Raw genomic sequence first — 19,242 nt, 5'->3', positions numbered from 1 at the left:
CTCTTCGTTTTGGCGCTGAGCTAGCGAGTGGGAGTAATACCCAGGGCTGGCAGGGCATGCCGGCATGAGTGGCACGCTGGCAGATGGTCAGCGTGCGGTACGACCTTTCCGGTGTCCGGATCAACCTGCTCTCCAATGGCACGAGTATCGATCACAGCCCCGGACAGTGCGTTCCGTGCGTCTTCCACGGTTCTGATCGATTGTCCTGTGGGATCCATCTGATGCAGACGATCCGAAATGAGAGCAACCTCAGCACACTGGCCATGACCTCGTCCTGTCCTTACCCCGGAGTCCGCGATCTGCTGATAGAGATCGCGGACAGCAGGATGGAGGTCCGGTGTCTGCGCGGCTACCGCCTGGTCCCTGGCTTCCCCTGTCAAGTTCTTGGAGATCTTCATCCGCTGCATGCTCGTGTGGGCTGTAATCTCGCCATTGTGCAGCAGGCTCCCCGCACAGCCAGAGTTGACGCGGCTCTTACCGAGCGGCGCCACGCCCTTCTCGCTCTCCGGTCGCTTCTTCTGCGCCTCGTTCGCGAGTCGCGTCGACTCCTCCTCGAGCGCCCGCCGCTGCGCTTCAGGAGAGAGACCGCTCACGTTCCGCGTATCCAACCGATGATGCCGTGTCTCTCGAGCCGTGCGCCCATGCCAATTCTGACCACCACCAGACCCATTGCCGCCGCCACCCGGCGGATTGCCTCCACCGCCGCCCCCGCTCGCCGGAGGCTGCCCGGAATTCGAACGGAGGCCCTTCTGGAAACTCGCGCGCGCTTTGTGGTTCTGCGTCGCCTGGCCCCCACCGGCCTTGACGAGCCCGTCCCCGACCTTGTTCAGATGCGTCCTCAGCTTCCCGTGCGCATCTCCGAGAGACGTCATCGCCTCCTCGACGACCCCCTCGATCGCCTGCGCCAGTGAGCCGCGACCTTTGGTTCTACCGAAGGACATACGAGTGCGCCCGAGGTGAGCCCCGCCCTTCTCATCGAGATCCTTCGAGTGGTCGAACACACGCGCGGCGAAGAGATTGTGTTCGTGGTCGTCAAAGACCAGGTCGCCAACGCCTCCGGCGGCTCCCCCGCCTCCGACACCCGCGAGCACCAGCCCACCGCCCCCGGCGCTTGCCAGTTGCATGCCTTCCCTGCCCGCTTGCGCCGTCTGGCCGAGGTCGACACCGTCCTGGATACCCGCACCATCGGCAGCGACTTGAACGATGAGATCGGTCGTCATGGCCCCCAACGCGGCGAACACAGGGGCGGTGGCGATGGCCAGAAGCTCCTCGGCGGCATACTCCGCGGCCTCTTTCAGGAGCCGTTTGACGATCGTGCGCGTGGTCGCCACGCCGGCCACGGCTCCGAGTTCCGACAGACCCAACGTGAAGGGCGCCGCGGCCTGTGCCGCGGCAACCTCTGCCGCAAGAATGCCCAGTTGGACGATCGCGGCACCCTTGGCACCCTCGACGATGACCGCGGCCCCGTCCAGCCCACCGGCCAACAGTCGCCCGGCCTGGGCCAGGTTGTGGAGATGCTCGGCGTTGAGCTTTCGCACATGCGCGTTGATGGCATCGGCCATCTCACCGCGGTTCGTCGAGATCAGTCGATTCAGGGCCGTGTTGGTGCCTCCCCGCCCTGTGTCCACGTCATCCGCGAACGTACGCAGAGCGTCAGCCATATCGCGGTAGTCGTCCTCGTCCACGTTCGGCCAGGCCACGCCGATCAGATCGAGCACGAAGGCCAACTCGTCCGGCAGAACAACGCCCATACCTGTACCCCCGGTGACATTCCAGGCTCAGCGAACCCGAACAAGTTTACGGGGATTGGGTAGTGATGGGTTAGGCCTCGATCCCTGTCTCGACCTGCCGTGACAGAGTCGTTGCGATGCCGTGGAGATTCACGGGACTTCCAAGCAGCGCCAGCCCGCCCCGGGAAGAGTGTCGGTGCGTTCGGACCGCTCAAGGCAGGGGCACTCTTCGCACTCGCAATCAAGCATGAGTAGCGACCAGTCACGACGCCCGATCGATCGGGGCACCATCACTCTGCCCAGCAGAGTATGACCGCGGTCAGATCAGAGGCTTCGAGAGCATAAACGCACCAATCATGACAGCGAGTGCACCGTAACTGATCATGACAGTGCGCTTCCGCCAGCCACGGATACCCAACCACGCCGCCACCGTCTCCAGCCCGGCGATAATGAGAGTCGCGGGCTTGAATTCGCCAGTCACAGCGGCGGCAATCACCATTGCCCAGTATCCAATAGCGAACATGACAGGACACAACATGCCCGTCAGGCAGGTAAGCCGATCCCTGTCGCTCACTTGAATCGAACTTCCAGTATCGCGATTATCTGGGATATTCATGTCACGTAGCCTATACTACGGCGACAACAACTGCGAGACTTTCATGGGGGATATTCCGTGACACTCCGGGTGACAGAGGACGATCTGGACTCGTACGGAAAGATGGTCAAGCGCGCAGGGAGCGACGCACTTGACGCCCAGCAGTACGTGGCAAAGTACTGCAGGATCGATACACCAGCCCAAGGCCTCTTCATCGAGGCGTTCAATATTCACGGCTCATTAGTTCCTAAGGTAGAGAACGTGTTCAAGCGACTCCACACGCTTCTCGACTCATCCGCGACCGAACTCAAAGATTCGGCGACGTATTATCGCAAGACCGACCTCAAACATGCCGCGAGTATGGACGCCACGCTACCCGAGACGAAGCGGTGAGGCATCCATGGCATTCACCGATCTCACCGAGCCAACCAGTCACCTCACGGCCCCCAAGAAGCCTTCGGAGTTCACCAACCCGCTCAAACCGATCAATGACGCCGGAGACCTGATCAGCCCGACCTACTGGGTCAACGAGATCCTTTCGATCGCCCTGGGTTTTAATCCGAAGGAGAAGGCACAGGAGTACTTTGCGGGAGATTGGGAGGAGTACTCGAAGTGCAGTGAGGCATGGGGGAATCTCGCTCAACTGTGCAGCGACGTCTCCAAGAACATCACTTCAGGCAACAAACTGCTGGATACGACTTGGGATGGCAATGCCGCAGATGCTGCCTATGTCTACTTCAAGGATGTGGCGGACAAGTGCAATGAGCTTCATTCCGAACTAGACGCCCTCAAGAACGAATACTTCGTCATTGCTGAGGGGGTATGGTCAACGGCAGAACTCGTCGGTACAGCCCTCAGCACAATAGGCGACCTCGCGGCAACCGCCGCCATCTCGGCCGCCGCAGGCTCACTCCTTTCCTGGACCGGATGGGGCATGGCCGTCGGGTACGGCGTCGCAGCCACTCAGATCTTGCAGATCATTGAGAAGTGGGGCGAGATAACCAAGACCATCAACGACTTCCAGTTGATCTTTCACACCGGAATGGCCACCTTGGGAACGACCGCCGGTGGCATCGCCACGAAATTTGCAGATTTCCCGCTTCCGAAGGATCCGTACAACAATCCAGTCGTGGCCTGAAGAGCCTGATTCGGCGGAGAAACAATATGGGAACAAACGAACCTGAAGTGGGCGACGAGGATTTCCTCAGCCCCACACGAGACCAGGCTCAAGCACGTGCGCTGCGCAAACAGCTCAAGGAACTCGCCGGCGGTGGAGCCGGTCCGGTGCTGCAGGAAATGGCGCGGGAACTGCTTTCCGGTCGAGTGGGGTTCCGCGAGGCACTGCGAGTGCCCGCCTATTCCGAGGCCCTGGGCGAACGAATCCGCAAGTTTCACGAGGCCTGGGAACGCATGAGCCCCGAAGAGCAGGAGTCTCACAGACAGGGAGCGCAGGAGTTCCTGGAAGCGCAACGCGAAGAGATAGCACAGGAGAACAACAGGCGCTAACGGCCAAATGTGCTTCCAAGTACAGGGTTCCTACTTGAGAAGCACCACCGCGAAAGAGAACAGGGCGACCACTACGAGCAACAGTAGATAAACCCAGCCAACGCGGATTATCGAACGCGTCTGTGAGCGCGCCTCATCGGACTTCCTGTATGAGCGCATGTGTTCGCGGAGCATCGCCCGTCGTTCTCGCGGTGTGGAGTTCTTCCACAGCTCTTGCCACTCCTGACGACCTGCCGGGTCGTTACCAGAATCACTCATGGCGCGCATTTTATGCGCTGTGCGCTGGAGGCGTCGAGCAACAGACGGAAGTGTGGCCCTTGCCGTCCCCAAGGGACGGCAAGGGCCACACCATTGACTCTGCGAAGACTAAACCGACATTCCCGACCTCCGCCGGAGGACCACAAACAGCCCACCAGCCGCTACGACCACAACAGCCACGCCACCGATGACCCACGGAGTGACACTGCCCCCTTCATCCTTATCAGCGGCCAAAGAATCGGCGGGGGCGGCGGCCTCACTCTTCGACGAGGCCGAGGGCTCCGAGCCCTTGGAGGCCGATGGCGACGGATCGTTCGCCTTGACGAGTGGGTTCACATTGGCAGGACCGGGATCTCCCTTGCCATCAAGAAGGTTGATGCGGGGTCGGACCGTGCCATAACCGATGTACCGGCTGGGGACCTTGCCTTCGCTCGGTTTAGCCGCGGTCTGGATCATGACCCGGAGCACCTGGTTTCCGGTCCAACTGGGGTGCTTGGCCCAGATGAGTGCGGCAGATGCCGAAGTGACGGCTGTTGCTTGGCTAGTACCTCCGCTGCGGCAATATCCGGGTTTTCCGTCCAGGCAGCGAATGGGGATCTCGTCACCTGCCGCCGCGAGCGCAACTTGCGGGCCGTACGTGGAGAACTTGGCCACCGTGAAAGTGTCGTCGACAGCTCCGATACCAGCCACCCCTGTGCTTGCCGCGGGGTATGTGGCCTCGTTTCCATCAGTCGCATTGTTTCCAGATGCAGCGAACAACAGCTTGCCTCGTGAAATGGCATAGTCGACCGCTCGCTGGATTTGGTCCCGCTCATCTGATTCAAGCGTGTAGAACTCATATCCCATGGATATGTTCAGGATTCGGGCATCACTGTCAGCCGCATACCGAATGGCGTCCGCAAAAGCGCGCACATTCCGAGTCCCGGACTCTTTAGTAGTTCCAGCAACAGCCAGGGGCAGAATTCGCGTGTCCGGAGCCAGACCTTTGATTCCCTGGCCATTCATGCCGTTTCCGGCGATGAGCATGGCCATCGCCGTGCCATGACCGTCAGGATCCTGGCGAGCATCTTTCTTCGGCTCCGCGAAGTTCCTCCCCTTGAGGACCTTCCCCTTCAACTCTGGCACGGAGGCGTTCACCCCACCGTCCAGCACAGCAACTGTGATGCCCCTGCCCGTACTGACCTTCCACACCCGTTCGGCCTGCATACGGTCGAGGTACCACTGGCGTTGGCGCATGGTCTCGGCCGCAGCGGAGGGGGCCATAGCGCCCCCGACAACGAGCATGGAAGCAAGCAGAGAGACCACCACTCGCCATTTCTTACATGCAAGCGTCACTGTCGCTTCCATGCCACCTACCGTTCTTCACTCACGCTGGAGAGCAACTTCTTTCGAAGCCAGTCCTACTCGATCACGGGCGGTACGACGTCGCGACGCCCGATGACCTGATCGTCATCGTCCATGAGATAGCCCGTATGTGTCTCGTCGTCACCATCATCCGACCGCTGCCGACGGTTCCCGGGCGCACCTCCCGAGTTCACTCCACCGCGGACCAGCCCGCTGCCGCCAGGAGTGAAATCCCTTCGGCCTGCACCAGGCTCGGACGGCAGTCTCCGAGCAGAACCCGCGGAACGATTACCTCCGCCAATCACCCCGCTGCCGCCGCCCATCATTCCTCGGCCCATGGCCTGAGGGGACTCATTCCCGATGATCGTCCCACGGTTCAGACCGCGTGTGGCCGCTGTCTGCCCTTGGGGCGGAAAACCTCCCACAACGGGATTGTTGGTACGAGTCGGCGCTGGAATCCGATCCTTTCCAATCCCCGGCCCTGTGACAGGACTTACGGGACCGACCCGCCCCAGGGGGCCGGGGCCAGGCCCGGGCCGCCTGATGTTCGAGGGGGACGGAAGAGTCGGAACGGGCGGCATCACAGGCGCAGGGTTGTTGGGCGTCGGTGCCGGAGGAGACACGGGTCCGAGATCGGAAGGCTTCGGCGTGGCCGGTGTGTCCGGCATCGTCACCTGGTCGATGTTCGTGTGCGTGGCGTCAGGAACAGTGACGCGCCCGACTTCCCTCGGGCCGGAAACTTCTCCGACGCTCCCAGCGACGCCGCCAGTGTCCGCTGGGGTGGTGGAAAGTGGCTGGTTGCCAGCCGTGTAGGCAGAGGGCGCCGATGGCGCACCCCCTGAACCTCCTGACGACCCGTATCCCTCCTGCCAGCTGTTCAAGCGGTCTGCCGGCGGAAGTGCGGCAGCTGGCAGCGGTTTGAAGACCGGCGGCTCGTGAAAGCTGAAGCTGTCCGCTCCCGACTGGTAGGCATTCGCCACCCGGGTCATGTACGGGGCGAACTTGTCACGCAGCCCGTCCGACTTCTTCTGCAGCTTGCTCAGAGTCTCGGGATCGTCGTTGAGGTTCCCCGCCGGTACCTCCGGCATCTGAGTGATGGCTTCCTTGAGCGTGTCGCTCGCATGGAGCATGACACCGCCCACGCTGCCCGCGTACGACGCCAGCTTCAGGACCTGCTTGGCGAACTCGTCCCCCCACTCCCGGAAAGCATCGCCACCATCGCCATCCCATTCGACCCGCTGGACTCGCTTTTTCAGCTCGTCGCCGATCTTGTCGAGCGCGGTCTCCGCGTCCTGGAGGGCTGTGGCCTTGGTGGAGAGGGCGCGCCAGTCCGCGTTCTGGATCATGGACACCAGCTCAGCCAGCCCACGCTGCCCCATGCCAGTCCGGTCACTGCAGTCGGGAATGTTCTTGGGCTCACTCATGTGTCTGTACCCCCGTTCACATCAACCGCCGGCTCCGCCACTGCCCTTGCCATCACCGGTCTTCTCGTCGTCCGCGGACGGCTCGTGGGGATGCTTCTTCTTCTGATACTGCTCGTAATACAGCTCGGTGCGCTTCTGGATCCGCTGGAGGCGCAAGGCCTCCTCCTGATCGACGTTCTTGTAGTCGCCCTCGGCCATGTGGACGGTGATCCCCATCGCCTCGAGCTGCTGTCCGAGCGTCTCCGAGAGCAGCTCCAACTGTGCGTGGACTATCTCGTAGGCCGTGGCGAGGTTTCGGGCCTCCGGGAATTCAGCGGACCCGAACGACGTGCTGGTCAGCTTGTAGCCCACCATCTTCTTGTGGCTCGCCTCAGACTTGTCCAGGTCGTCGAGAAGCTCGTCCACACGCTTCTTGAACCTGCCCAGGTCCTCACCGACGCCGAGCTTGTCTTTGGGAGAGCCGTGTTTGTCTCCCCCCGAGTCCTTCTGCCCCACGAAGCACCTCCCCAAAGTGCCTAAAACCCATAGATGTGGGTGTGAGATGCTCAGCGCATCTCACACCCACGACAGCCGGGACCTTTCCGGCTGTGCCCATCCGGCTTCCTCAGCTCTGGAAGCGGCGGGCCTGCGCAAGGTCGTTGCTCTTGTAGCCGTCGGTGGCGTTCATCATCTTCTGCGAGATCGTCAGCAGGGTCTCGTGCAGGTGGTCGACCTGCTTGTCCCAGTCCCGCTGACGGTCGTAGAAGGCCCTCTGGGTCTCACCGTCCCAGGTGTCGACGACAGCTTTGACCTGCGTGATGAGCGTGTCGAGCTCGCTCTTGATGTTGTTGGCGGTCTTCTTGACCTCACCGGCGGCGTGGATGACGCCGGAGTACGTGATCTCCACGGAAGCTTGTCTCCTATGCGAGGCGGGCGGTTACCGGCGGGCTAGGACACCTGGAAGCGGTCGAGCACACCGTTGCTTCCCAAGTCCCCTGCGCTCTTGAAGTCGTTGAGCCGCTCGACCTCTTGCTCGTCGAAGCCCCCCTTGCTCGCCTGGACCGCTTCCTTGGTGAAGGCGAGGAGCTCCTTGATGCGCTTGACGTCCTGGTTGGCCTGCGTCTGCAGGTTGTTGTAGGCGTTGGCCGCGATGCCCTTCCAGTGGCCCTCGACCGCGTCGATCACGCCGTTGAGTGTGCTGATCCTGGCTTCAAGGCCGTCATGCATGGAGCCGAGGTCGCGGATCAACTTGTCGATCTCACTACCTGTAAGCCGGAGCTTGTCTGCCATGTCGCACCTTCCCCCATGAAGTTCGATACGGTGACCCGCCGCCTCGACGGACACCTCACGGAACGTAGATTCGTGTCGTCAACAGCCACTCTAGCCGCCCGAAAACGCGTCCGCTTGGCGATGTGGCGGGTTGTGACAGCGCCGTTACGGCATTGATCGATTCCGGCCGAGTTGTCCCCTGTCGCCCCCTGTGACCTCTGCCGCACCGCGTCGGCGACGCCAGTCGCGGAGCACCACCGCTCCCCCAGCCGTCAGTGAGACCAGGACCGCGGTGATGCCGAGGGCGTACGTGGCAAACCGCTCCCGGCGCTCCTGAGGTGTCTCCCCCTGAATCAGCTTCGCCGCTTCCGGTTCGGGGACATCTTTAAGAGAGCCCTTGTTCTCCGTTGGCTGGTCGATGGAGTGGTCGTCATCGGTGAGCGCACGTACCGGGTCGACAACTCCCCATCCGACGAAACGATCGTGTCCGCTGACACCGCGTTCCGCCGTCTGTTCGATCTGGGCGACGACCTGGTGCTGCTTCCAGTCCGGGTGCTTGGCCCTAATGAGGGCGGCTACACCCGCCACATAGGGAGCGGAGAAGCTGGTTCCGTTGTCGACGCACTGACCGCCTTTCGGAACAGTCGAGACGATATCCACCCCGGGTGCCGCGACACCGACGAAGTCGCCGCTCTGCGAGAAGACCGCTCGTTCGTTGTTGCGGTCGGAGGCGGCCACTGCGAGAACGCCCGGGTAGGACGCCGGGTAGGTTTTCTTGGACTTGCCGTCGGCACCGTCGTTGCCGGCGGAAGCGACGACCACAACATTGTGGTCGATGGCATACGCGACAGCTTCCTCCAGGACGGTTGAGGGACGCGCCCCCTTGGTGTCCTGAGAGATGTTGATGACGCGCGCCCCCTCCGAGACGGCCCTCTTGATGGCCTGGGCCAGCGTTTCCGGGGTGCCACTGCCCTGGTCGTCGTTCTGCTTCAGGGGAATGATCTTCGCCTCCGGAGCCAGCCCCACGAAGCCGGTCCCCTCCCGTGGACGTGCGGCGATGATGCCCGCCGCCTTGGTGCCGTGGCCGACCTGGTCATCGGTGCCGTCCCGCTTCCGGGACTTCCCTGATCCAGAAGCGCTCTTGTCCTTCGGCAGGTAGTTGAACCCTTTACCGGCGTCGACCGCCGTCTTGAGCTGTGGGTTGGTGTTGTCCACTCCGGTGTCGATCACCGCGACCCGCACGGGATTCCCACGGGAGTCACGACCCTTGGTGTCCTTCCACAGCTGATCGAGGACGATGCGCTGCAAAGCCCAGGGGGTGCCTTTGATCTGCTTTTTCATGGGGAAGGTGCATTCCCCATTGCCGTCCAGGTCCGCAGGAGAGCTCGAGGATGGAGTGTCGGCCATCGCGGCAGCGGCAGGCCCCAGGGCTCCGGTCACTCCCACGAACAGAGCTACCGCCGTCAGGCCGGCGGCGTGCCTCGTGGACCGGGCCGCGTTCACTGGTGCCACCTGTGGCCTCTTCTTCGACACTACGAACCCTGCGGCTTCCTGGCGCTGTTGGAGTCGAGCCGTGGTCCGATGGGAAGGAACTCGGACCATGTGGCCGGGATGGGAAGGGGGTCCACGCCTTCGTAACCCAGCCGGATCTGGGCCTGGTTGACATTGGACGAGTCCGTGCCCTTGGCCTCGTCGTCACCGATCTTCGGCTTGCCCGCGCTGCTGTCGCTGTTGGACTGCACCTGGTAGCGGAGGCCGGTGTCCGTGACCAGGAAGATGGACCCTGTCTTGGTCCCCTTGCCCTTGAACTGGCGGTAGAGAAGGCCCGTTCCGGGGGTGACGTACGCGCTGGTGGCCCCGTCGACGATGGTCGCGGGGTACTCGGTCCCCGCCCAAGTGCCCAGCTTGGGGGTTCCATTACCGCTGACGCCGTCGAGCACGCTGCACACGGTGTCACGCGCGGCGCTGCTCTCGGCGGAGGCCACGGAGTTGGCCTGCCGTGGGGCCTGGCCGGGCCAGGCCTTCTCGCCGTAGAACTCCTGGCCGTCGGATGAGAAGTCGGCCGCGCTCACCCGCTCCGCCATTCCCGCCTGGTTGAGCGGCCGTAGCTGATCACTGCTGAGCAGCAGCTTGGCGACGAAATCGGAGATCCGAGCGACCTTGCCCGGCAGCACGACGTAGTGCTGGGTCCCTGGGCCCGTCGTGGCCCGCAGGACCATTCCGACCCGATTGGCCTTGGCACTCAGGGTGTCGACCCCGGCATTGGCCTTGATCTGTCCCGGCACCGGGGGGAAGCGGATGGGTGAGCCGTCCTTGAACGTGTTGAGCCAGTCGTCGGTCACTCGCTCGGGCTTCGCACCGTCCTGGACGAGGACCCGCAACAGGAGGTTGTACTCGGCTTCGGTCGTCGAGCTCTTGCCTTTCTCGCCACCGATGAGGTACTTCGTGCCGTTCGAATCCACGAGGTAGCGTGCACCGCCGCTGCCTTCGACGTAGAGAACCTGGCTCCCCCGTAGCCGCTGGGAACCCTCCACCTTCTTGGCCTCGCGATCGGCGAAGAGGAAGACCGCCTTCTGCGTGGTGTTCTGGTTGCCGCCGGGCTGTTCGCAGATTGCCCAGCGCTTCCTCTTGTGGGCTTCGCTCGCCGAGGGCAGCCGGTCCGGGGCGTACGGGATACCCAGAGTGGGACCGCGAGGAATGTCACCGTTGTCCAGTTCCGACTCCTTGACATCGACGATGCTGGACTTATCCGGAGTCAGAAGCAGTTTGGCCGAGGCGAAGTTGAGGACGGGATGAAGCTGCTTCTTACCATCGGTCTTGAGGACGACGTAACGAGTCGTCGAATCGCTGCCGACGATGATGTGGGATTCGGGCTCGTCCCATCCCTTGGGCGCGGTCGGCTTGAACATGCCCCACGCCCCGAACCCCGCCAGGATCAGCGCCCCCACCACGAGGCCGGGCACGACCGAACGCAGTGGACGAGGTGCCGCCTCTTCGGAGACCCCGTACGAAGGCCGTAGAAACGCCGCAACGGTCCGCTTCTTCGCAAAGGTGTAGGCGTTGAGCTCATCTCGCCGCGATGCCATGTGTCGCCGCTTCTCCCCGGTTATGTGTCCTCGGCCCGAACAATCACGCGCCGGTCAGGGCCCGATACTGACCCAGCTCTCTACTATGCCGGTAGGTGGGGTCGGCGTGTGACCGAGGTGGGGCAAGAGAAGGGAAGAGTGTGGTCAACAGCCATGCGGCTTTCCGATACCGTGACAGCGCGATCTGCCGACCCGTGAGCCGGTGTACTGACGAAAGGGCGAAGTGGTCTCCCTGATGAGCTCTGCCACAAACACCCGAACACGCTCTCCCGAGAGTGGCGCATCGCGGCAGCCCTCACGTGGCACCGGATTCAGGTTTCTGCGACTGCAGCAGCTCGTGCTCCTCGAGATCGCCGCCGCACTGCTCCTGGTCGCCTGGGACAAGCCACTGCTGGCGGTCGTCGCCCTGCCGCTGATCCTCCTCGCCGTGCTGCGCCGCCGGCAACAGCCGATCTCCGAGTGGATATCCACCGCGAACGCTCTGCGTCACCGCCAAAAGCTCGCCAAAGAGCCCATCCCAGTTGATATCGACCCCTCGCTCGCGCCTGCGGTCGAATGCGATCCGGCGTTGCGCACGTACTCCTACGTCGCCCGTGACCGACGACAGATCGGAATGGTCGGCGACGGCACTTTCCTCACCGCGGTCCTCCAGATACAGGGCGCGGACACCCCGCTTCGTCCGGCGCGCACCCAGCGGCCCCTGCCGGTCGAACTGCTGCGTGACACGTTGACCGTGGACGATATCCACCTCGAGTCCGCTCAGATCGTGCTGCACACGCAGCCCGCCCCGGCCCCCCATCTGCCGCAGCAGTCGGTCGCCGCCCGTAGCTACGCACCGCTCCATGAACAGAGCGGTGCTCCCGCCATCCGCATGACCTGGGTAGCCCTCAAGCTGCACCCGGAGCTGTGCCCCGAGGCCATCGAGGCTCGCGGAGGCGGGCTGGAGGGCGTACAGCGCTGTCTGGTGCGGGCTGTTGATCAATTGGCCAGCCGACTGGCAGGAGCAGGCTTCACCGCGAAGGTCCTGGACGAGGGTGAAGTGGCGGCGGCCGTCGCGACGTCCGCGTGTTCCAACCCTATGGCGACCGCTCAGGCAGGGCGTGCGAATGCGTCCTCCCGCCGTACGCTCGAGAGCACTCGCGCCTGGCGATGCGACGACCGCTGGCACACCACCTACTGGGTGGGTCGCTGGCCGCAGTTGGGGGCGGGTGGCGCACCGCTGCCGCAGGTCGTCGCGCTCCTCACCTCCCTGCCGGCCCTAGCGACCACCTTCAGCCTGACGCTGGCTCGCGGGAGTCGCCAGGGGAACGACCTCAAAGCCAGTGCGTATGTGCGCATCACGGGACGCAGCGACTCCGAACTCGTCGACTCACGCAAGACGTTGGAGAGGGCCGCTCGGGGTGTGAAGGTCGGCCTCGTGCGCTTGGACCGCGAGCAGTTGCCTGGCATGCTCGCCACTCTGCCGTTGGGAGGCACCCGCTGATGTCCACCACAGCCGCTACCCGCGGCTTCACCACCGCTCCGGATGAGGGTCCGGACACGCCCACCAGGCCACGCAGGACACGTCCCGGCTTTGGGCTCATCGGGCCGAGGCGGGAACGACACGTGCTGTCGCCGGACCAACTGGAGGCGATGGCCCTTCCGGTCGGCGACGACGGCGTAGTCGTCGGCATGGACGAGCAGGGACAGTCGGCGGTTCTCGGCTTCAGCCGCCCGGAGCCGTTCGACGTGGTGCTGATAGGCGGGCTGTGGACGGCGCAGGCGCTGGCTCTCCGGGCCGCCGGTACGGGCGCCCGGATCGCCATCGAAACCGGCCGCCCCCGCATGTGGGCCAATCTCGTCCAGGCCGCGGGCGGCGGCCAGCAGTGCATGACGGTGTTCGATGTGGGCCGTGTGCCACCGCAGGGTCCCTCGGTGGGCAGCCCAGTCCTGGTGGTGCGGGATTGCGGTATGCGGCCACCACGCGGCCGGGTTTCTGCGCTGCCCTGGCAGTCGGTCCTCACGCTGCTGCCGTATCTGAGCCCCGCCGCCCCCCGGTTGCTGGAGCATGCCGGGCTGGTCGGGATCCAACGGGTCTCGCCGGACGAGGCCAAGCAGATAGGCCGGATCATGGCCCTGCGGCAGGAAGACATCGCCGCCCTCCCGACCATCCCGGACTGGGTCACCCTGTGGTGTACGCGCGGTTCCCGGCAGTACGTCTCGCTCCAGGCGACCGACCCGGAGTCGGGGCTGCTGGGGGCCTCGCGCCGGGTGGACTGACCGTTGCGAACCCTCATCGAGGGGCGCACTCCGCGGTGGGTGCGCCCCTCGACGCGGGGTAGCCGGGGTCAGGGCCCGAAGGCCAGGAGGAGTTTTTCGGGGGTGGTGTCGTTGCCGGTGACGCGGTTGGTGGCGATGTAGAAGTTGCCGTTGCGGTAGGTGTGGGTGGCGGAGTAGAAGTTGCGCTCGGTGCTTTGGGTGGCCTGGGGCAGGCGTAGCAGGGTTTTCGGCTTGCCGCCGTCGGGGGCGATGCGGACGATCTGGCCGGGCTCGCTGTACGAGGGCTTTTCGTAGGCGATGAGGGTCTTGTCGTCCATGTTCAGTGGGAGCAGGAGCCGTTCGGCCACCTTGACGGCCCATTTGCGTTTGCCGGTGTCGAGGTCGAAGGCGTGGATCTCGCTCGTCGAGCCGGTGCCCTGGTCCTGGGTCATCTCGGTCGGCAGGTAGAAGGTGTCGGCGGAGACGGCGACGCCCTCGCAGTTGCCCATGTTCGTGCCGAAGAGGTCCGTGCCGCACTCCGGTTGGTAGGAGTGCTTGCCCAGTGCGAGGGTCGAGCGTTCCCTGCCCTTGTCAGAGATGGCCAGGATGCCGCCGGACTGTCGGTTCTGGTCGGTGAGGGCCACTACGGCGGGGCTGCTGGAGAAGATGTTGTTGACCTTGTAGCCCTTACGGACGTTGTAGGTCCACTTGATCGAGCCGCTGGGGGTGAGTTGCTGCAGCCTCGCGGTGCCATTGGTGCAGGAGTAGGCGCGCAGCAGGACCTTGCCGCCCGCGTAGCCGTCAATGGAGCAGCCCGCACTCGGCTTTTCGGATGAGACTTCCTTGCCGTCGCTGACCTTGATGACGGCGGAGCCGCCGAACCAGGCCATGCCGACGAGGTCGCCGCTCTGTGCCATGCCCACGCTGGTGTAGCCGCTGCCCAGGGAGCCGGCCTCGGGGGCGTGGTGGTCCCAGAGCTTGACGCCCTTGTTCAGGTCGATCAGGGCGAGTTGGCTGCACGAGTCCTTTCTACGGCCCTCATAGGCGACCACGACCTTGCCATCGGTCGTGGAGTGGGGAGCGGCGCAGACCGCCTTGGGGAGTGAGAGGGTCCATTTGCTGCCCCCCTCGTCCTGGTACGCGACGATCTTGTTCTCGACCGCCTTGACGACATAGCCCTTCATCGCCCAGAAGCCGGGCACTTCCAGGTTCTTCTTGCTGAGCTCGGGCGCGGGCGTCTGGTACAGGACCTTCGCCTCGCCCGCCCGGCGCTGGTCGTTGGGATCGCTTTCGCCGCTGCCGCGGCCGCCGGTGTTGTCGCCGTTGCCCGTCGGCCCGGGCGTCGGGTCCTGTGTCCGCGGTCGGTCCGGGGTGGTCGTCGTGGGGCCGGCGGTGGGCTTCTTACCGTCGTCATCGCCGCCCACCGCGGCGTACACCCCGCCACCCGCCGCGAGCAGTACCGCCACCACCGCGCCGATGACGAGGGCTTTGCGCTGACGGGCCGGGCCGCCGCCGCCGGGCGGATGCGCGCCGTACGGCCGGCCGGGCGGCGGGGAGTGCGGGTCGCCGTACCCCGGCTGACTCACGTACGGGCTCTGGGCGTACGGGTGCGCGAGGTCCGGGCCGGGGGGAACGGGCGCGCCGGGCGGCGGTGGAGGCGGGCTCGACGGCAGGACGCCGGTGTCCCATATCTGGGGCGGGGTGTGGCCCGCCGACGGAGCCGATGGGGGTCTCGGGGGTGATGCGGGCGGCACGGGTGGCGCCGGAGGTCTCCGCGGCGAACCGAAGCCGCCCTGGCCCGGCTCCTGGGGCGCCTGAGGCCGCTGGGGCTCCTCGGGCTCCGGGGGCGGGCCAAAGCCGCCGGAGGGGGGCTGGTTGGGGGGCTGGGGCGGCTGCGACATCTGCGCCTACCTCTCACGCGAGTCCACCGACCGGTCGGCCTCCTCTCCGCGATCCGGTCGGCGGCACCGGCCGGAAAGGGGCGACGTGGTCGCAGGTCCCACTGTGCAACGGCATTCGAGCGGGGATTCTTTGTACCACCGGACGCTTGGACTTCCCCCCGTGGTTGCCGGGTACGTACCGCCGTAAGGCACGGTGAGGTCTCGGACTGCCTTGAGTGCGCGGACGGGCCTGCCCTCGTGGCGCTCATGGTGATTAGTCTTGGGGTACCCGGTGGACAACCTGTTCAGGTATCCCCGGCGACACAAAAGGGGAAAGCCGAACGGTCGGACGACAGTAGCGATCGGCAACAGATCGGCCTCGCCAAGATTTTCAAGGGTGTTCGACCACACCAGGAGGCATTGTGAGCAGCGATCGGGACGAGATCCGCACGGGCGGAAACACACCCGGCGATGATCGGTCCGACGCGGAGACCGAGCACACGGGCGAGTTCACCATCGACTACACCCCGCCCGCCTGGTACACGCAGAACGCTTCGTCGTCGTCCTCGCCGGCCTCCACGGCCCCCGCGTCGACCGGCGGTTCCGGAGGAATCGGGACGGGCACCGGTGCGGGAGCGCCGAGTCCGCCGCCTCCGCCGCCCACGGGTAATCCTGTGTCCGTGCCGGGGGCGCCGGAGCCGAGCGGCTTTCCGGGTGCTTGGCCGTCGCCGACCGCGCCGCCCTCCGCCGATGCCGCTTCGGACGCCTCCGAGGTGGAGGAGGTCCCCGCGCGGAGGGAGGACGAGGCACGGTCTGAAGCGGAGGCCGAGGGGTCGGACGCGGGCATCCGCATGCCGCCTTTGCCCGACTCCGAGCCGGTTTGGGGCAGTCGGCCCGCGGCTGACTCCGTGCCGGGTGGTGCCGCGTCGGACAACCCCGAGGCCGAACCCGCGCCCCGAGAATCTTCCGTCGGGGCGTCCGATGTCGAGGCGGAGTCCTCTGCCGCGGCTCCCGCTCCGGCTCCCTTCACCGCTTCCGCTCCCGTCGATGACGACTTCAACCTGGCGCCCGCCGCGGCCCCACGGGACGACGACGCCCCCGAGTCCGCGCCCGAGCCCGAGTCCGGCTCCGATGAGAGCGACAACAGCGATCTGGTCAGCCACTCCACCGTGCGGTTCTCCACCGCCGCGCTGCGGCGCGAGGTGGCCGAGAGGCGGAGTGAGGACTCCGAGGCCGCCGAGGCTGGTCCCGGGTCCGGTTCCGGTTCTTCTTCCGGTTCCGGCTCTTCTTCCGATTCCGGCTCCTCTTCCGGTTCCGGCTCTGGTCTTGCGTCCGATTCCGCTGACAATTCCGGCTTCGCGGACACCGACGACCGTACCGACGACGATGTGCGCAGCGAGGGCACGCTGCGCTTCTCCACGGCCGAGCTGCGGCGTGAGATGGAGGAGCTGAGGCAGGCGACCGCCGAGCCTCAGGACGCGATCCCCGAGGACGCCGTGCCGCCGAGCACGCCCTCCTCCGAGCAGCCCGCCGCCACCTGGGCTCCGCCGCCCGTTCCGCAGTCGGGGCTGCCGCCCCTGCCGCCGGACTTCCAACCCGCCGCGCCCGAGGACGCCGCTCCGGCTCCGGGTCCCGCTCCGGTTCCGGAGCAGCGGACGGACGCCACCCCTGGCGCCGGCGTGCCGCTCCCGCCCCAGGACACCTCCTGGGCGCCTCCCCCGCCCCAGACGCAGGGTCAGCCCGGTCAGCCCGCCGCCGCGGCGCCTGGGCCCGGGCCGCAGGGCGGATACGGCTATCCGCGTCCCGGTGAGGGCGCTCCGGGTGCGATCCCCGGCCAGCCCGGTCCGGCCCCGCTGCCGGATCAGGCCCAGGGGGCACACCCCCCGGCGGCCAACGTGCCTGGTCCGCAGGGCGGTTATCAGCAGCCCGGCCCGGCCGTGCCGGGACCCGGTCCGCAGGGTCCCCCGGCTCCGCAGGGCCCCCACTACGGCTATCCGCAACCCGAGGGCCAGCCCGCACCCGGCCCGGCCGGTCAGGTACAAGGCCAGGGCCAGGGGCCGATGCCCGTCCCGGGCGGCTATGGCTTCCCTCAGCCGCCCGCCCCGGACCAGCAGGGCCAGTACCACCAGCAGCCCCACCCCCAGCCCTATCCCACGCCCCAGCCGGGGCAGGCCGACTACCCCGGACAGCCGGGACAGCCCGGTCAGCCCGGGCAGCCGATGTACCCGGGCCAGCCCGGCCAGCCCGGTCAGCCCGCACCGTACGCGCCGACCGACCCCGCCCAGGGCCAGCAGCCCCCTGGCCAGCAGTTCCCGGGGCAGCAAGGTCCGGGTGCCCAGGGCGGCTACGGCTTCCCGCGCCCCGGCGACGGCGTTCCCGGGCCCGGGCCGCAGGGGCAGGGGCAGGCGCAGGCGCAGGCGCACGACGGCTACGGCTATCCGCGTCCCGACGCCCACGCCGCACCAGCCGCCCCGGCCACCCCGGCGGCCCCGGCCGATCCCCGTACCGGCGGCTGGCCGACGGTCACGCCCGACCAGCGGCGCCAGGGCGGAAGCGCGGGGGCGCCGCTCGGATACACCGCCGCGGTCGAGCTCTCCTCGGACCGGCTGATCAAGGGCAAGCAGAAGCCGAAGAAGAACACCCCCGGCCCCTCCCGCTTCAAGATCGGCGGCAAGAAGGAGGAGGCGGAGCGGCAGCGCAAGCTGGAGCTGATCCGTACGCCGGTGCTCTCCTGCTACCGCATCGCGGTGATCAGCCTCAAGGGCGGTGTCGGCAAGACCACGACGACCACCGCCCTCGGCTCCACCCTGGCCATCGAGCGCCAGGACAAGGTCATCGCGATCGACGCCAACCCGGACGCGGGCACCCTCGGCCGGCGCGTGCGGCGGGAGACCGGTGCGACCATTCGCGACCTGGTCACCGCGATCCCGTATCTCAACAGCTACATGGACATCCGGCGGTTCACCTCACAGGCGCCGTCGGGGCTGGAGATCCTCGCCAACGACGTGGACCCGGCGGTCTCGACGACGTTCAACGACGACGACTACCGCAGCGTCATCGACGTCCTGGGCAAGCAGTACCCGATCATCCTCACCGACTCGGGCACGGGTCTGCTCTACAGCGCCATGCGCGGCGTCCTCGACCTCGCCGACCAGTTGATCATCATCTCCACGCCCTCCGTGGACGGTGCGAGCAGCGCCAGCACAACCCTCGACTGGCTGTCCGCGCACGGCTACGCGGATCTGGTCTCGCGGAGCATCACCGTGATCTCGGGAGTCCGGGAGACCGGGAAGATGATCAAGGTCGAGGACATCGTGTCCCACTTCGAGACCCGCTGCCGCGGGGTGATCGTCGTGCCGTTCGACGAGCATCTGTCGGCGGGCGCCGAGGTGGACCTGGACATGATGCGGCCCAAGACCCGTGAGGCGTACTTCAACCTCTCGGCCATGGTCGCGGAGGACTTCACCCGCGCCCAGCAGCAGCAGGGGCTGTGGACGGGCGACGGCGGGGCTCAGCCGCCGCAGGTGGCCCCGCCGATGCCCGGACAGGCCCAGCAGCCCTACCCCGGCCAGCAGCCCTATCCGGGCTCCTACGCGCCTCAGCAGGGGCAGCAGCCGCAGTACCCCGGATACCCGCAGCAAGGCGGTCAGCAGGGCGGCCAGCAAGGCTGGCAGCAGTCCTACGGGCAGGGGCAGCAGCCGCAGCCCGGCCAGCCGTGGCAGCAGGTCCAGCCGGGTCAGCCCGGGCAGCCGGAGCAGCCCTGGCAGCAGCAGCCCCCTGGGCCGCAGCAGTAGCAAGGGGCTACAGCAGTAGCAAGCGCAAGCGATGCGCCCCGTGGGCCCGGATCACCGGGCCCACGGGGCGCATCCACGTTCACCGCACGGCGTACCTCACGGGCGCACCGCACACCGCACGGCATGCCTCACGGGCCCA

The 19,242-nt window shown here is 66.1% G+C and carries 16 protein-coding genes; 6 read left to right on the top strand and 10 right to left on the bottom strand.

What is annotated here, in order from left to right:
• Positions 1–20: 20 nt before the first annotated feature.
• Together CGL27_RS50335 and CGL27_RS33750 are read right to left on the bottom strand one after the other, a co-directional pair.
• Positions 21–1,751, bottom strand: coding sequence for a YwqJ-related putative deaminase (locus CGL27_RS50335; protein ID WP_162953125.1), 1,731 nt, complete (start codon positions 1,749–1,751; stop codon positions 21–23).
• Positions 1,752–2,049: 298 nt separating this feature from the next.
• The gene (locus CGL27_RS33750; RefSeq protein ID WP_162953124.1) at positions 2,050–2,346 is read right to left on the bottom strand and encodes a hypothetical protein; all 297 of its coding nucleotides are present in this window, start codon (positions 2,344–2,346) and stop codon (positions 2,050–2,052) included.
• Between the two features lie 57 nt (positions 2,347–2,403).
• On the opposite strand from CGL27_RS33750, the gene CGL27_RS33745 reads away from it, so the two are divergent.
• The 3 genes from CGL27_RS33745 to CGL27_RS50330 are packed head-to-tail and all read left to right on the top strand — an operon-like array spanning position 2,404 to position 3,831.
• On the top strand, positions 2,404–2,718 hold the full coding sequence (locus tag CGL27_RS33745) for a hypothetical protein (protein ID WP_119991682.1): 315 nt from the start codon (positions 2,404–2,406) through the stop codon (positions 2,716–2,718).
• A 7-nt stretch (positions 2,719–2,725) separates the two neighbouring features.
• On the top strand, positions 2,726–3,463 hold the full coding sequence (locus CGL27_RS33740; protein ID WP_119991681.1) for a hypothetical protein: 738 nt from the start codon (positions 2,726–2,728) through the stop codon (positions 3,461–3,463).
• Between the two features lie 26 nt (positions 3,464–3,489).
• A complete protein-coding gene (locus CGL27_RS50330; RefSeq protein WP_162953123.1) occupies positions 3,490–3,831 on the top strand; it encodes a hypothetical protein in 342 nt (113 codons plus the stop codon).
• Between the two features lie 366 nt (positions 3,832–4,197).
• Here CGL27_RS50330 and CGL27_RS33730 read toward each other — a convergent pair whose 3' ends face one another.
• From CGL27_RS33730 to eccB, 7 genes are all read right to left on the bottom strand, one after another.
• On the bottom strand, positions 4,198–5,436 hold the full coding sequence (locus tag CGL27_RS33730) for a S8 family serine peptidase (RefSeq protein WP_240450727.1): 1,239 nt from the start codon (positions 5,434–5,436) through the stop codon (positions 4,198–4,200).
• A gap of 53 nt (positions 5,437–5,489) precedes the next feature.
• Positions 5,490–6,857 carry a hypothetical protein gene (locus tag CGL27_RS50325; protein WP_162953122.1) on the bottom strand — a complete coding sequence of 456 codons (1,368 nt, stop codon included), beginning with the start codon at positions 6,855–6,857 and terminating at the stop codon, positions 5,490–5,492.
• A 21-nt stretch (positions 6,858–6,878) separates the two neighbouring features.
• The gene (locus tag CGL27_RS33725; RefSeq protein ID WP_119991679.1) at positions 6,879–7,352 is read right to left on the bottom strand and encodes a hypothetical protein; all 474 of its coding nucleotides are present in this window, start codon (positions 7,350–7,352) and stop codon (positions 6,879–6,881) included.
• 109 nt (positions 7,353–7,461) lie between these two features.
• The gene (locus CGL27_RS33720; RefSeq protein WP_119991678.1) at positions 7,462–7,743 is read right to left on the bottom strand and encodes a WXG100 family type VII secretion target; all 282 of its coding nucleotides are present in this window, start codon (positions 7,741–7,743) and stop codon (positions 7,462–7,464) included.
• A 41-nt stretch (positions 7,744–7,784) separates the two neighbouring features.
• Positions 7,785–8,126: a WXG100 family type VII secretion target gene (locus CGL27_RS33715; RefSeq protein ID WP_119991677.1), complete on the bottom strand. Its 342-nt coding sequence runs from the start codon at positions 8,124–8,126 to the stop codon at positions 7,785–7,787.
• 144 nt (positions 8,127–8,270) lie between these two features.
• Positions 8,271–9,512: a type VII secretion-associated serine protease mycosin gene (mycP, locus tag CGL27_RS33710; RefSeq protein WP_119991676.1), complete on the bottom strand. Its 1,242-nt coding sequence runs from the start codon at positions 9,510–9,512 to the stop codon at positions 8,271–8,273.
• 125 nt (positions 9,513–9,637) lie between these two features.
• Positions 9,638–11,191 carry a type VII secretion protein EccB gene (eccB, locus tag CGL27_RS33705; protein ID WP_119991675.1) on the bottom strand — a complete coding sequence of 518 codons (1,554 nt, stop codon included), beginning with the start codon at positions 11,189–11,191 and terminating at the stop codon, positions 9,638–9,640.
• 319 nt (positions 11,192–11,510) lie between these two features.
• Between eccB and eccE the strand changes: the two genes are divergently transcribed.
• Both eccE and CGL27_RS33695 read left to right on the top strand, forming a co-directional pair.
• Positions 11,511–12,674 carry a type VII secretion protein EccE gene (gene eccE, locus CGL27_RS33700; protein ID WP_240451028.1) on the top strand — a complete coding sequence of 388 codons (1,164 nt, stop codon included), beginning with the start codon at positions 11,511–11,513 and terminating at the stop codon, positions 12,672–12,674.
• Positions 12,674–13,450 (top strand): hypothetical protein, encoded by a 777-nt coding sequence (locus CGL27_RS33695; RefSeq protein WP_240450726.1) that lies wholly within the window; start codon positions 12,674–12,676, stop codon positions 13,448–13,450. Before eccE ends, CGL27_RS33695 begins: the two co-directional genes overlap by 1 nt.
• 68 nt (positions 13,451–13,518) lie before the next feature.
• Here the strand turns inward: CGL27_RS33695 and CGL27_RS33690 are convergent, their stop codons facing one another.
• Entirely contained in the window at positions 13,519–15,015 is a 1,497-nt protein-coding gene (locus tag CGL27_RS33690) for a PQQ-binding-like beta-propeller repeat protein (RefSeq protein WP_240450725.1), read from the bottom strand.
• A gap of 716 nt (positions 15,016–15,731) precedes the next feature.
• Here CGL27_RS33690 and CGL27_RS33685 point away from each other — a divergent pair.
• Complete coding sequence (locus CGL27_RS33685) at positions 15,732–19,103, top strand: SCO5717 family growth-regulating ATPase (protein ID WP_119991673.1); 3,372 nt, start codon at positions 15,732–15,734, stop codon at positions 19,101–19,103.
• Positions 19,104–19,242: the final 139 nt, after the last annotated feature.

The sequence above is a fragment of the Streptomyces sp. 11-1-2 genome, assembly GCF_003595545.1.
GTDB lineage: Bacteria > Actinomycetota > Actinomycetes > Streptomycetales > Streptomycetaceae > Streptomyces > Streptomyces hygroscopicus_B.
Note: the sequence above shows the minus strand (reverse complement) of the source record. Positions and strands in the feature narration are given on the sequence as shown.